This is a genomic window from Niastella populi, from assembly GCF_002078015.1.
Taxonomy (GTDB): Bacteria; Bacteroidota; Bacteroidia; order Chitinophagales; family Chitinophagaceae; genus Niastella; species Niastella populi.
This window is the reverse complement of the sequence record NZ_LWBP01000001.1, coordinates 375,736-390,236: the sequence shown is the minus strand read 5'-3', so window position 1 is coordinate 390,236 and position 14,501 is coordinate 375,736. Positions and strand designations below refer to the sequence as shown.

At 46.8% G+C, this 14,501-nt stretch carries 12 protein-coding genes; 7 read left to right on the top strand and 5 right to left on the bottom strand.

Annotated features, from left to right (window positions below):
- Positions 1 to 15: 15 nt before the first annotated feature.
- The 4 genes from A4R26_RS01420 to fabF all read right to left on the bottom strand — a co-directional run bounded on the left by A4R26_RS01420 (position 16) and on the right by fabF (position 5,685).
- A complete protein-coding gene (locus tag A4R26_RS01420) occupies positions 16 to 1,947 on the bottom strand; it encodes a menaquinone biosynthesis decarboxylase (protein WP_081158964.1) in 1,932 nt (643 codons plus the stop codon).
- A gap of 420 nt (positions 1,948 to 2,367) precedes the next feature.
- A complete protein-coding gene (porG, locus tag A4R26_RS01415; RefSeq protein WP_081158961.1) occupies positions 2,368 to 3,237 on the bottom strand; it encodes a type IX secretion system protein PorG in 870 nt (289 codons plus the stop codon).
- A gap of 307 nt (positions 3,238 to 3,544) precedes the next feature.
- On the bottom strand, positions 3,545 to 4,186 hold the full coding sequence (locus tag A4R26_RS01410; protein ID WP_081158959.1) for a carbohydrate-binding family 9-like protein: 642 nt from the start codon (positions 4,184 to 4,186) through the stop codon (positions 3,545 to 3,547).
- A gap of 257 nt (positions 4,187 to 4,443) precedes the next feature.
- Positions 4,444 to 5,685, bottom strand: coding sequence for a beta-ketoacyl-ACP synthase II (fabF, locus tag A4R26_RS01405; RefSeq protein ID WP_081158956.1), 1,242 nt, complete (start codon positions 5,683 to 5,685; stop codon positions 4,444 to 4,446).
- A gap of 89 nt (positions 5,686 to 5,774) precedes the next feature.
- Here fabF and A4R26_RS01400 point away from each other — a divergent pair, with 89 nt between their 5' ends.
- The gene (locus A4R26_RS01400) at positions 5,775 to 6,185 is read left to right on the top strand and encodes a winged helix-turn-helix transcriptional regulator (protein WP_081159426.1); all 411 of its coding nucleotides are present in this window, start codon (positions 5,775 to 5,777) and stop codon (positions 6,183 to 6,185) included.
- 113 nt (positions 6,186 to 6,298) lie between these two features.
- Here A4R26_RS01400 and A4R26_RS01395 read toward each other — a convergent pair whose 3' ends face one another.
- Positions 6,299 to 7,834 (bottom strand): S10 family peptidase, encoded by a 1,536-nt coding sequence (locus A4R26_RS01395; protein WP_081158953.1) that lies wholly within the window; start codon positions 7,832 to 7,834, stop codon positions 6,299 to 6,301.
- A 172-nt stretch (positions 7,835 to 8,006) separates the two neighbouring features.
- Between A4R26_RS01395 and A4R26_RS01390 the strand changes: the two genes are divergently transcribed.
- From A4R26_RS01390 to A4R26_RS01365, 6 genes are all read left to right on the top strand, one after another.
- A complete protein-coding gene (locus tag A4R26_RS01390) occupies positions 8,007 to 8,789 on the top strand; it encodes a (Fe-S)-binding protein (protein WP_081158950.1) in 783 nt (260 codons plus the stop codon).
- Positions 8,790 to 9,132: 343 nt separating this feature from the next.
- On the top strand, positions 9,133 to 9,840 hold the full coding sequence (locus A4R26_RS01385; RefSeq protein ID WP_081158947.1) for a hypothetical protein: 708 nt from the start codon (positions 9,133 to 9,135) through the stop codon (positions 9,838 to 9,840).
- Positions 9,841 to 9,865: 25 nt separating this feature from the next.
- On the top strand, positions 9,866 to 10,975 hold the full coding sequence (locus A4R26_RS01380) for a hypothetical protein (RefSeq protein WP_081158944.1): 1,110 nt from the start codon (positions 9,866 to 9,868) through the stop codon (positions 10,973 to 10,975).
- 24 nt (positions 10,976 to 10,999) lie between these two features.
- A complete protein-coding gene (locus tag A4R26_RS01375; protein WP_081158941.1) occupies positions 11,000 to 12,796 on the top strand; it encodes an OmpA family protein in 1,797 nt (598 codons plus the stop codon).
- Between the two features lie 66 nt (positions 12,797 to 12,862).
- Positions 12,863 to 13,639, top strand: a complete 777-nt coding sequence (locus A4R26_RS01370) for an ABC transporter permease (protein WP_081158938.1) — start codon at positions 12,863 to 12,865, stop codon at positions 13,637 to 13,639.
- Between the two features lies 1 nt (position 13,640).
- Complete coding sequence (locus A4R26_RS01365) at positions 13,641 to 14,498, top strand: ATP-binding cassette domain-containing protein (RefSeq protein ID WP_081158935.1); 858 nt, start codon at positions 13,641 to 13,643, stop codon at positions 14,496 to 14,498.
- Positions 14,499 to 14,501: the final 3 nt, after the last annotated feature.

Genomic DNA, 14,501 nt, shown 5'->3' with positions numbered 1-14,501 from the left:
ACTATAAACCATAAACTATAAACCAGAAACAACTACCGCTTCCTCCCCATACATCTGGTCCTTGAACTTCAATGACGGCGAGGGAATGAATTCACCAATACCCAGTTGATCCCATTTGGCATCAACGGATGCTATGGTTTTATCATCTGCCACAATGATGTTCGGCCAGTCGCGCTGAAAATCGTCGAGCGCTGCGGTTTTTATGGTGCCGTCAAAACCCATACAGGCCCAGGTTTTACCCGGTATCTGGCGGGCGGGCTGCTGCACCAGTATGCTGTCCCTGCGGGGATCGAGGTTATTGCAGAAACGCCATAATGCAACCGGAAGGTCATTGGCATTAACGGTATGTTCTACATATAATACCATTTTTATTCCTTCTATCATACCGGTGGCGCATAATTGCTGATGCAGTTCGCGCACATGCCCTTTGCGGTTCTTTTCAACAGAAATAATTAAACAGGGAATATGAATGGCAGGCAAAGCATTATTAATGCCCCTGATCTCGGGGAACTGCTGCATCAACGCCTGTTTATCGAAGCGGTTGCTTAAGATCGGGAATGCAAAACGATCTTCTGTTTCCTCATCGAACTTCTTTGTGCCGTCGATGCACATTTTACCGCCGAAACCAAGTTTGCTGCAACTGTGATCAAGCACATCCATGGGACCGGTAGATAAATAAATATCAGTGGCCGGGTTCATATTGGCAAAAACATATTCAGCCAGTTTGGTGTAATTCTGAATAGTAACGCCTTCATCGGCCAGCACGAGGATCTTGTTGAACATCATTTGACCGGCGCCCCACATGGCGTTCATCACTTTTTGTCCCTGGCCGGCATATTCTTTTTTGATCTTGGTGATAACCAGGTTATGAAAAACGCCTTCCACCGGCATATCCATATCGATGATCTCGGGCACCATGGTCATTTTTATTGGCGCAAGGAAAATACGTTCGGTAGCCTTGCCCAGCCAGGCGTCTTCCTGCGGTGGAATACCTACGATCGTTGCAGGATATACCGGGTCTTTTTTATGGGTAATGGCGGTAATATGAAAACGCGGGTACCAGTCGGGCAATGAATAATAACCGGTATGATCGCCAAAGGGCCCTTCCCAGATCATTTCGTCACCGGGGTCAACATATCCTTCGATCACGAAGTCGGCATCGGCCGGCACTTCTATGTCGGGTTGTGTAATGCATTTTACCAGCTCCACTTTTTTCTTGCGCAGAAAACCGGCGAGCATGTATTCATCAACATTATCGGGCAATGGCGCTGTAGCCGAATAGGCATACACCGGGTCGCCCCCAAGCGCTACCGCCACCGGCATGCGTTTGTTTAACTTTTTATATTCATTGAAATGGCGCGCACTTACTTTATGCTTATGCCAGTGCATACCGGTAAGGGTTGGGCCGAACACCTGCATGCGGTACATGCCTACGTTGCGCGTATTGGTATTGGGATCTTTTGTATGAATAACGGGCAGCGTTACAAACGGGCCGCCGTCTTTTGGCCAGCAGGTGATCACCGGCAGCTTTGAAATATCGGGTTGCGCCATCACTACTTCCTGGCAGGCGCCGCGGCCGCTTTTTACTTTTGGCATCCAGGAGGCAAACTGCGACAGTTTGGGCAGCACCCTTAATTTATCCATTATGCTTTCCTTGGGCGATGCAAGCAGCTTGAACAGGTTTTCTATTTCGCGGGCCACATCGTCGAGATGCTGAACGCCCAGCGCCAGGCACATGCGTTTTTCGCTGCCATATGCGTTCATCAGCACCGGAAAATCGTAACCGGTATTCTCAAACAGGATGGCTTTTCCGCCGCCCGTAGTTTTACTAATCCTATCTGTGATCTCTGCAATTTCTAATTTGGGATCTACAAACGCTTTGATACGCACCAGTTCACCAGCCTGCTCCAGCGTATCGATAAAATGTTGTTGATTTCTAAATGACATGGGGCAAAAGTAAGTTGAAAAGTTAACAAGTTCACAGAGCCTGCCCCGATAAAGTCGGGGTTAACAAGTTCACTTGTTCGCGGGTTCACGAGAAGGCGTTGAAAAGTTGACTGGTTGACTGGTTGATAAGGTAACTAGTTGGCAGGCTCATGAGGGGGCGGTTGACAGCCTGATTAGCTGGCAGGTTCACAAAATAGAACTATAATTCGAAGAAGGAGGAAGTAAGTAAAAGGGTACGATCAATCGGTTGGGCTATATTAACGCAAAACAAACCGGTTTAGTATGGATGGATCAAAAAAAGTCCGAAGAGCTGAACCTGAAGGTTAGCGAGCTCTTCTGACTAATTATTTGAGTTTTGGCTTTCGGCCTTTGGCTTTTGGACTTCGGCTTTTGGCTTACAGCTTGTGGCTTGCAGCTTTCCTACAGCACATTCGGGCAGCCCAGCCTGTTCCTTCCGCCCTTTGAACGGCCAAAGCCGCTGCCGCTGCCATTGCCGGAACCTATTCCAATGTATAAGGTAAAACCGGTAAAATAATACCAGTCCTCGTATTTTGAACCACCACGCACAGAACCATCGGCGGGATAGGTAGCCGTGCTGCCTTTCAATTCATCGCTGCGGAATGCCATCGATACGGCTTTCAGGCCACGTTGCTGACCGAGCGCAAATTGATCGACATATGTTTTACTCACATCATCGAGGTAATCGGTGAACGTTTTCCGTACTGATATTTCATACGCCAGGATGGTATTGCTGCTGATCCTGAATTTCACCCCTACACCCACCGGAATGGCAAACTGCGTCAGTTTGTAAGGTTTGCGATCGGGGTATTGTTCAAGCCCCTGCCCTTCCGTACTGAGCGGTTTCAGGAAAACCTTATTTCCCAAAGTATCGTATGCGTATGGATTGTAGTGAAAAACCGTAATGCCGCTGTAGATATAGGGAGAAATTTTTCTATCCTCCATATTCAACAAGGTATATTCGAGCAGCAGGCTGCCTTCATTGATCTTTGAGGCAAAGCTCAGGTTTCGCTCGCGCAGTAACGGATCGCCGCTCCGCTTGTCGTCTCCTTCAATTGACCCGTGATTATACGCCAGGCGCAAAGCCAGATGAGGCGTGAAGTCATATTTGATACCCGCGCCAAAAGCAAAATTCGATTGCTGCAGGGTAAACTGATGATCCTGCAGATCACCTGCATAATTTGAAAGGCCTCCAAACAAGGTTACGTGAAAACGTTGCTGGGATACGGCTACTAATGGGCATAGAATACTAAGGAGCAAAAACTTTCGCATGCAATTTTTTTTAATGAATAATTTCAGAGAAAGTTTTCAGGGGATAGCGGACTACATTGAATTTATTATGACAAAGGGTAGATACGGTAAATTTTGAACGGGGGTTGGTAAGCAAAATGCATACCAATGTGACAATTTGTTAATATGACATAATGTGGTAATGCTTTAGGTGCGGCAGCGCTTATTTTCCGATATCTCGCGAATTGCAAATGTGCTCCACGTTTAGAAGCGTCGTTTTCCGCTACCCCGGCAGATGGCGGACTGTATTAACTATCGAATGATCACATTGTCGAATTAGCTAATTGGTTTACTCAAATTCCAGCGTGCCGAAGAACTGGCGCAAATGAAAGTTTGGCCGGGGCCATTGAATGTTCGACCAGGTTACAAAATGCGGTTCGGGCAGTTCATCGCCGCATTTGTAAAAATTGGCAACGCAGTTCTTCCCCTTTAAGGTTTGAAAATTGTGAAAGTAGAAGGCGGCAACCGGGATCATGAGGGTCAGTTCCCAGCCAATGGTTTCCTGGTTTTCGTCGTTGGTAAGTTCAGCCTTGTATTTTATCAGCTGGCTAATACCGGGCGGCAACAGGGTGCGGTTGGCATTATTTTCTCCATACCCGATCAAATGGGCGCCAATGCAATTGAATTCGAAATTGTAGTAGGCCGGTTCATCGTCGAACCCGATAAAGAACTCAACGCAGCTATCCTTATATACGGGAGAATGTAAGGTATTGTTAACTGCGCGCACCGTTTTTTCCTTAACGAAGTATTTGATGAATACGGCATCGCTGCCATGGGCCATAGCAAACTGCACATCGGGGTGATAAGGATAATCGGCCCAGGGAACATACACCAGTTGTTGTTTCGGTGCACTATCGAGCACCGGTGATATATCACGTAAAGGCGTATGCTGATCAATGCCATACAAATAAGGAACGCGCAAAAAACTCATACAATAAGGCCGCTTCAGGTTGTTAATTGAAGCCGAAAAATTACTCCATAGCATTGATTTGGAAAACTAAAATTGCGCAAACGATTGTTATTAGTTTATGGTTTCTTGTTTATGGTTTCTAGTTGGCCTGCCGCATTTTGAGCCATCTCAATACCTTGCTGGCATCTGCAATAAAGAACCACAAACAACAAACCATAAACCATAAACGGCCTAAACCCATAAACAAGCCTCATTACTCACAACTCACCAATCTTAACTTACATTTTCCTAAATACAACTATTCCGTTATGTCCGCCGAAACCGAACGTATTGCTCATGGCAATGTTCACTTTCTTTTCAACCGCGTCCTTCAATACGATCTGTATACCTGCCGGTAATTCGGGATCGAGGTGCTGTGTATTGATAGTGGGGGGAATTATACTTTCGTTTATGCTTGCTATTGATGCAATGGCCTCGATGGCGCCGGCAGCACCCAGCAGGTGACCGGTCATTGATTTGGTAGCGCTTAAATGAACGCCTTTCAGATCGTTGCCAAATAATTTCGTAATAGCTGCAATTTCACTCAGATCGCCAACCGGTGTCGACGTGGCATGCATATTCACGTAATCAACCTCACCGGCGTCGATTCCGCCATCTTTCAACGCCAGCCGCATGGCCTGGTACGCGCCCAACCCTTCCGGATGGGTAGCCGTCATATGCCAGGCATCGGCCGTCATGGCGGCGCCGGCTACTTCTGCATATATTTTGGCGCCCCGCTTACGGGCATGTTCATATTCTTCCAGCACCAGCGCCCCGGCGCCCTCGCCCATTACGAACCCATCGCGGTTTACATCGAACGGGCGGGATGCCGCCTGCGGGTCGTCATTACGCACCGACATGGCTTTCATGGCGCAAAAACCGCCAACAGACGCTTCGGTGATCGGGGCTTCCGACCCACCTGTAATAATGACCTTTGCCTTGCCCAGCCTGATGTAATTAAGCGCGTCCATAATGGCGGTATTGGATGTTGCGCAGGCCGAAACCGTAGTGTAATTAATGCCCATCAGGCGGTACCTGATGGAGATCATACCCGAAGCCATATTGGCAATCAGCTTGGGCACAAAGAAGGGGTTGAACCGCGGGTTGCGATCGCCCCCGATATATTCGGCCACCTGCTCTTCAAAGGTTTGCATACCACCCTGCCCCGATCCCCAGATAACACCGGTATCGAAGGGGTCCATGGCAGTAAAATCGAGCCCCGAATCTTTTATAGCCTGGTCGGCCGCCACCAGGGCATATTGAGTGAAAAGATCAGTCTTTCGCAATTCGCCCTTATCGAGAAAGGCAGCGGCATTGAACTGTTTCAGCTCTGCGGCAAAACGCGTTCTGAAACGTTCGGCATTGAAGCGGGTGATAGGCGCCGCGCCGCTTGTTCCAGCCCATAAATTCTTAATAAAGGCCGGTACATCGTTGCCAATGGGTGTCAAAGCGCCCATGCCGGTAACTACAACTCTATTCATATGATTTCTTTAACTACTTGCAAAACACAAGCGGTAGCAAAGATAAAGCAAACTACTTTATATTTGCAAGTGGTTCTAAATTTAACAGTATGCGATCTGACTGCCCGTTGAATTATGGTATTGAAATATTCTGTGATAAGTGGTCATTGCTTATCATCCGCGATCTGATGTTCTTTGGGAAGCGGTATTATAATGAATTCCTTGGCTCCGACGAGCATATTGCCACCAACCTGCTGGCCGACAGGTTAGCTATGCTCGAAAAGGAAAAGATCATTCGTAAAGCCAGGGATGCGCAGCATAAACAAAAGATCGTTTACAGCTTAACGGAAAAAGGCATCGACCTGCTGCCCGTGATCCTCACCATTGGCCTGTGGTCTGAAAAACACGCCACCATTGAGCTGAACCCCAACCGCGATATTATCCTCAGCGACGCGAAGAAGAATTTGTCTAAAGGGATAAAAAAGATAACGAAGAGGTTAATTGCACAACATTCCAAATAGATACAGTTTATGGTTTGTAGTTTATGGTTTATGGTTCTTTAATGCGTGAACCCTGCGAATGATCGGGCAATCGCAAAGTGCAACGACAACCACAAACCATAAACCACAAACAATTAATATTTTGCCGGTTTATCACCCGGAATCGCTTTCAGAATAAAATCCCGCAAATGCTGATTGGCCGTTGCGAGGTCTTCTTTTCTTAAATACATCATATGCCCGCTGCGGTATCCTTCCCACGTTAACCGATCTTTTAACTTACCGGCGGCATCGATCTGCCACATATTGTATTTGGCATTGAAATAATCGCAGGCGCCATCGTAATAACCCGACTGCACAAACACATGCAGGTAAGGGTTCATGGCCATAGCCTGGCGCAGGTTTTCACCGGTACGGTCATTCGAACGGTCCCAGGGCGATACGGGCCCGAACATATAATATTTGAGATCGGTCTTATAACGCAGTTCATCGCGCAGGTATATATTGATGGCAGGCGTAAACGCATGCAGCCAATGGCTTAGTTCGGCATTATAATCGGGTGCAACACCGGCGTCTTTACGGTCGATACCAAGGTAGCGGCTGTCGAGCCGGCCAACGGTATAACCTTTATCGCGCAACAGTTCTTTCCAGAAAGCGTTGGTGGCTATTTCGAGGTTATTCTGCAAAATGAATTGCTGCGACAAGCCGGAGTACCTTGCCATTTTTGCGGCAATGGCGTTTTTGTCGGCATCGGGCAAACTGCCGCCTTTGGCAAGAGCGGGTATCAATTCGTTCACCGTAAAGGTTTCCACTTCGGGCAATACGGCAGTAAGGTCTTTGCCTTGCAGATCGGCCGGTAGCTTTTTATGATACCAGGCAGTAGCGGCGAAATAAGGCAAACTGAGCGCTGCATCTACCGGGCCATCCCTGTAAATACCCAAATCGGTTGGTGAAACCAGTATCACACCGTTAAGGTACATCCATTGAGCATTCTGTAATTCCAGGGCAAGGCCCGAAACGCGCGTAGTGCCATAACTCTCTCCTATCAGGAACTTGGGTGAAGCCCAGCGTTTGTTGCGGCTTACGAAAGTATTGATCCAGCCGGCGAGGTATTTGATATCGGCATTCACACCAAAAAAAGTAGCAGGCGGAACGTCTTTATCGGCCGGACGTGAAAAACCGGTATTTACCGGGTCAACGAATACGATATCAGCTACGTCGAGGATCGAATGCTGATTATCCCTTAACCCATAGGGTTGAATGGGGTAACCTTCATCGTCGATCTTCAGCATGCGCGGGCCGGTATAACCGATCTCCATCCAAACCGAAGAAGTACCGGGACCGCCATTGAAAGAGATCACCAGCGGGCGGGTCGACAGGTCCTTCACATCGGACCGTTCATAATACGTATAAAAAACGCCGGCAAGCGGTTTGCCGCTCTCATCCCAAACCGGTAGCGAGCCGGCCGTCACTGTGTAAGGCACCCGCTGGCCTTTAATGGTAACGGTATTGGAAGTAGTGACGCTGCTGTCGAGCGCAAGGCGAACGGTATGCGACTGATCGCCCGTTTTGGCCACCCTCGGCACAGCCGGTTCGGCATCGGGTTTCCGCTGAGCCTGTAAGGAAAGTACGAAACACGTAAAAGGAACAATGATGAATAGTTTTTTTCTCATGATGTGTAGTTGTCTGTTTTCAGGTCGTCAAATATACCTGTTCCCCAATATATAGCGGTTATAGATATACACGGGTGGTCAATACCCCGTTTACGAATGGCATTATGATTACACAGTGTATGATTTAGCCGTCATAAACTGTATATTTGAGGCACATAAACCGGTATACCACATGCAAATACGAACTGTTGCTGAAATGATTGCGGCCGGCACTCCGCCGGATGTACTGTTCTGGGTTGGCTGCTCAGGAAGTTTTGACCAGCGGGCGCAAAAGATCACTAAAGCGTTTGCAACCATTCTTACCAAAGTGGGGATCAATTTTGCCGTGCTGGGTAAGGAAGAGTGCTGTACCGGCGACCCGGCCAGGCGGGCGGGTAATGAATTTATGTTCCAGATGATGGCCTACCAGAATATTCAGATCCTGAATGGCTATGGTATTAAGAAAATAGTAACGGCTTGTCCGCACTGCTTTAATATTCTCAAAAACGAATATCCCGAACTGGGTGGCACATATGAAGTGATTCACCATACCACTTTTTTACAACAGCTGCTCGATGAGGGAAAGATAACCCTGAAAGAAGGCGGCGCCTTTAAAGGAAAGCGTATTACCTATCACGATAGTTGTTATCTGGGCCGCGCCAATGATATTTATGAAGCGCCGCGCAAGGTGCTGGAAGCGCTGGATGCCGAACTGGTTGAAATGAAACGTTGCCGAACGAAAGGTTTGTGTTGCGGCGCCGGCGGTGCGCAAATGTTCAAGGAAGAAGAAAAAGGAAATGTTCGTATCAACCAGGAACGTATTCAGGAAGCGCTGGAAACCGGATCGGACATCGTAGCTGCCGCCTGTCCGTTTTGCAACACCATGCTTACTGATGGCGTAAAACAAAAGGAAAAAGAAGAGACGGTAAGGGTATTGGATGTAGCGGAACTGATAGCAGCGAGTATGGAAAACTAATTTGATAATGGGATAATTCGATAATGTGATAATGAAATACACAGCTGCGCGGCAGGGAAGCTGACCTTTTTGCACTCCATCACTTTAGTATAATTGCTAATACCAATCAACATTACGCCATTGATATTACAATAATCCTTAATTCAGTGCGTTTTGAGTACGCATGCCTTATATTTGTAAAGTTTCATTGCATCTATAACTACCAGAAAGGCATATTTAATCAGAAAAAAGTTGTTGATAAATACAAAAGTGTTTATCAAATAGTCTATTAGTCTATTTGTAAATCAGGATTTAATGTAGCGTTTAAATCCCTTTAGTTACCTTAAGTAAACCCTTATCATCCATGATTAAAAACTGGAAGAGCCTGTTTGTAAAAGAGACCGAATCCGAAACTGCTAAAAAAGATACAACCGAAAAAAATAAAACGGAATCTTTTTCATTCCCCGTTACAGATAGTCAATCCGTTCAAACCGGTTCGGCCAATGGTATGGCCACTCCACCACCGGCTATCGATCCTTCTGTACAGGAAGTGCTTAATGTGTATGAATCAGGTCTTGATTCCATCAACATGCCCGGTTACGATTTTTACGAATTCTACAAAGCAATCAGCAGTATTGGGCATGCTAATGACAGTACCTACCAGTTAGCATACCAGATGGCGAAGTCGCTCGACAAGACCATTACTCCGCAAAAGTTAATGACCGACGCCGAGTTTTATATCAGCAAAATAAATGAGGTGCATGGGCAGTATGTGAACCAGGGACAGCAAAAACTGAATTCCCTGCAGGAAAAAAAGAGTACCGACAAAGACAAACTGCAACGTGAAATAGATGCCGGAGCGGCCCGTATAACGCAGCTTCGCGCTGAACTACAACACCTGGAAGCAGATATCAGTCAAAAAAGAGCCGCGCTTACAAAAACAGACGAAACTTTCTATCCCCAGGAAAAAGCTATCCGCGAAAAATTACTGGCCAATGACATGGCCCGGAAAGTAAGCATCGACAAACTGAATATTATCAAAGAAGGGATCCTGAAACATATTAAAGCCTAACAACTTTTATTTTAAATCTATAAGAATGTCAACTGAATCCAGTAAGGTGCTTGAACTGCCTATTCTCAAGCATTTCGAAAAAAGCCAGATAACATTCAATCCCAAGAACTGGCGTAAAGGAGAAAAAGGAATTGCCACTGTAATTGGCCTGGTTATTCTGGGCACTATTGCATGGGGGTTATATAAATTTATTCTGCCTATTGTATTTACATGGGTGGGCCAGGTATTGGGCGCCATTGCCGCCGCCGTGCTGGTGATCGCTTTTTTCATAATGCTGCCGGTGATCATTAAAGCACTTAAAAAACTGGCCAGAATATTTCACAAGATGTTGATCAAATACGATCCGTTTGGCGAGCTGGAAGAACAAAAAGAAAAGATGACGCAGAACCGGGCACGATTTAAAGAAGCCAAGGCTAAGATCAAAGCTATTAAATCGAACATGGAAAGCGAATCGATAAAAGCGGAAAAAGAAGCAAAAGACTACCAGGATAAAGTGTTGGTGTTGCAATCAAAAGCAGAAACCACCAAAAGCAGGATGCAGGAGATGGACGCTAAAATGGGGGAAGCGGCCAAGGATTCTGATGAGTATGTCGAGTATCAAACAAATCTTATGAAAACCCTGAGCGAGGCACAGCGTATAAGCCATATGCTGAATCAAAGTACGAGCCTGGTACGAAAATACGGCAGCAGGGCGCATGTGATCGGCAAGTTAGACCGTAAACTCAATATGGTAGACACGGCCATGGAAATAAAGATCGCCGATTTTGAAGTGAGCATCGATATGCTGAAAAAAGAATACGCCTTTGCCCAGGCAGCCCGTGCCGCCACCGAGCAGGCCAAATCGGCCATGCTGTTTACCAAAGGATGGGAACTGGAGTATGCATTGGATGTGGTTACCAATACCATCGAGCTCGACCTGGCCACTACCAAAGAGAACCTGCTCGACCTCGACACGCTCACCAGCCAGTATTCAATGGATAGCGATGAGCTGTATTCCAAGCTCGATAAACTGGCCGACCAGATCAAAACCGATAATTATACTATTCCGGAATCGAAAAAATACAGCAACCCCAACTACAAATTATCACAGGAAGATAAGCTGGAAAGCAAAGGTTTCGGGGATATTTTCAATTAATTTAACCAACACACAGAACAACACATGAAATGGTCTAACCTAACCTTTTTTTCAAAGGCCCTGATAACGCTATTGGTAGCGGGCGCCATTGGTAGCGCTGTTTATTTTTTAAGTCCCGGCCTGCGTGTAGATGAATCCAAATCGCTTGAAAAACTGGATGTTTCGGACAAAGATGTAAATAATGTAACTACTTCGGCCGAGTTGCCGCTGCCCCAGGCAGAAGCATCTTCGGAAGCAGGTTCCAAACCACTGGTACGCATAGCCGGTTATGCCTGGAATGCCCAGTCGGGTATAATAGTAGCCAATGGCGGTTCCAAAACCACCAAAGGTTCGCTGATGGAAAAAAATGGCGTCAATCTTGAATTGATCCGCCAGGATTGGCTTTCAGAATTGCGTAACCAGCAAATGAAATTCGTTGAAGAGTTCGACAAAGGAAATAATATACCAAAAGAAGGAGTAGCGGCGATCATGATCATGGGTGATGGCGCACCTTTTTATATCAGCTCTGCACAACAGGCCCTCAATGATAAATATGGCGCTGGTAAATACCAGTTACAGGTATTGGGCGCTATTGGTTTAAGTTATGGTGAAGATAAAGTGATTGGGCCCCCAAGCTGGAAGATGAACCCACAGTCGATGAAAGGCGCCTTAATTTCAACTGTAATCGGCGATGGCGACTGGGTGGTAGCCGTTAACTATGCATTTGCCAACGGGCTGAAAGTAAATCCCGACCCCGCCACGTATGATGCAGAAGCCGTAAACTTCGTAGCCGCAGAAAATGACGATTATATTGAAGCGTCAAAAGCGCTTATTAAGTCGCAAACCCAGGGTTATACCGTTCCCATGAAAGAAGTAAAGGGCGGAAAGCTCACCGGTAAAACGATCAATAAAAAAATTGATGGTTGCGCAACATGGACGCCCGGCGATAAAATGGTATTCGATGCCCTGAACGGTTTTACCGATGTGGTATCTACCAAAGAATTCAATAACCAGATGCCTACTACCGTGATCGGGTTGAAACAATGGGCAGATGCCAACAAGGAACTGGTGACCAATATTTTTAAAGCAACTTTTCTGGCTACCAACCAGATGAAGCAATATGACAGCTGGCGCAAAAAGGCATCGGAAACCGTTGCCGAAAACTTCAAACAGGAAAACGGCGACTACTGGTACGCGATGTTTAAAGGCCAGCAGGGAGAAAAAGGCGGCATTTCCTATAACATGGGCGGTTCGCGCGTTTTCAACCTGGCCGACTGCAACCAATACTTTGGTGCTACCGATGGTATAAATCGTTATAAAGCTGTTTATGACCAGGTATCACGTTACCTGAAAGAACTGAACCCCGGTGGTTTTAACCAGAACGTTAAACGTATTGTGCCTTACGAAGAAGCTGTGAACATTTCTTACCTGAAAGGGATCACCAATATCGATGCAGGAACCACTTACACTGCTGATTATTCTAAAAAAGCAACAAGCGTAATGGCATCGGGTGAATGGCGCATCAATTTTGATGTGGGCAGAGCCACCGTTCGGCCTGAAGCCAAAGATGTACTGGACCAGATCTATAACCTGCTGATACAGGCAGAAGATTCAAAACTGGAACTGGTAGGCCATACCGATAATACCGGCACACAGGACGCCAATTATGCGTTGTCAACCGCCCGTGCCGAAGCGGTAAAGAATTTCCTTATACAGAAAGGCATACCCGCCACCCGCTTTCAGAAAACGGATGGCAAAGGCCAGGATGAACCTGTTGCCGATAACAGCACACCGGCCGGTAAAGCAAAGAACCGCCGGGTGGTGATCACTCTTCTTAAATAACCTGACTGTAATAAGGGTGAGGCATCTTTTTAGAAGATGCCTCACCCTTTTGCTTAAAAATATCTTATGAAACTTAAAAACTGGTTCAGGCCGTTTGAAAAAGTAGCTCATAAAGAGCGGTATATAATATTTGCCGCGTGGATAGCGCTGCTGGTAATTTACTGGATCATTTCCTCTTCAGGCGAAAAACATTTGTTCCCAACACCGGGTCAGGTTTGGGATGGGTTTCTTTCGTTGTACCAGGAAGGCCTTGTTGTTCATGTAGGCAGTTCGCTGGCTCTCTGCCTGCAAGCCACTGTTTACTCCATACTGGTTTCATTATTACTCGTATACATATCTCCCCTGCCCGCTTTGCAACCGCTGGCCATAACACTGAGTAAATTAAGGTACCTGCCGCTTACGGGCATCACTTTTTACCTGGCATTACTGGTGAGCAGCGCCCGTAATATGCAGGTAAGCGTGCTGGTGATCTTCATGAGTTTGTACTTCATTACGTCGCTGCTGGCGGTTTTAAAAGATGTACCCGCCGATGAGATCGATCATGCGCGTTCGCTGAAGTGCACCCGTTGGGAAGTGTTATGGGAAGTGATCATCAAAGGCCGGCTCGATTATGTGATCGATGTATTGCGCCAGAACCTGGCCATGACCTGGATGATGCTGGTAACCGTAGAATCGATCCTGGTGGCTGCCGGGGGGCTTGGTGTGCTGATCAAGAACAGCGACAAATTCATGAACCATGGCCGTATCGTAGCGCTACAGCTCGTGATCTTACTGGTAGGCCTGCTACTCGACTGGGTGCTTCGTGCAACCCGTAAATCCCTATTCAAGTATTCAACCTTCTGATATGACAACTGCAGCACAGACCTATGAGCAAAAAGGCGTCATCCTGCACGTAGAGAACCTGAGCGTTTCCTATGGTGACAGGACCATCATTCGCGACATTAATATTACCGAAAAAGATACTGTTCGCGCCAGCCGGCAACAGGGCCAGATCATTGCATTCCTGGGACGGTCGGGCCGCGGAAAATCAACCCTTTTCAGGGCGCTCACCGGATTGGAAAAACCTACCACCGGCCGGGTGCTGATTCCTGATCTAAGCAAGCCAGTTGAGAACGGACAACAACCCGCCAAACAGGTACACGAAGGCGACGTTGGGTTCGTAAATCAGAAATACACCCTGTTCAGGCATAAAACAGTATATGAAACGCTGCTGTTCGCTTTACGCAAAACCACTTTATCCAAACAGGAAAAAGATGAAAAGATCATGCATTACCTGAAAGACTGGGGTTTGGAAACCTGCAAAGATCAGTATCCAAACTTCTTGTCGGGCGGTCAGCGGCAGCGGACGGCCATCCTCGAGCAATTGCTCAGTTCGGGTCATTATATGGTGCTCGATGAACCATTTTCGGGTTTGGATATCGGTAATATCGTCAGCGTAAAAAAAGCGTTTCAACTAATTAATGAAAGCCATGAACTGAACACGATCATGTTCAGTACCCACGATATTGAACTGGCGATAGAGCTGGCCGATTCGGTTTATATACTTGGCTACAAACAGGAAGAGAACGGTCAGTTAGGTTCCGTTGCCACTGTATTAAAACATTTCGATCTGAAACAAATGGGCATTGCCTGGCAGGATAGCTTTACCGCGCAGCACCTCGATTGTGTGAAGATGGTGAAAGATATCATGCTGAAGAGTTGATCA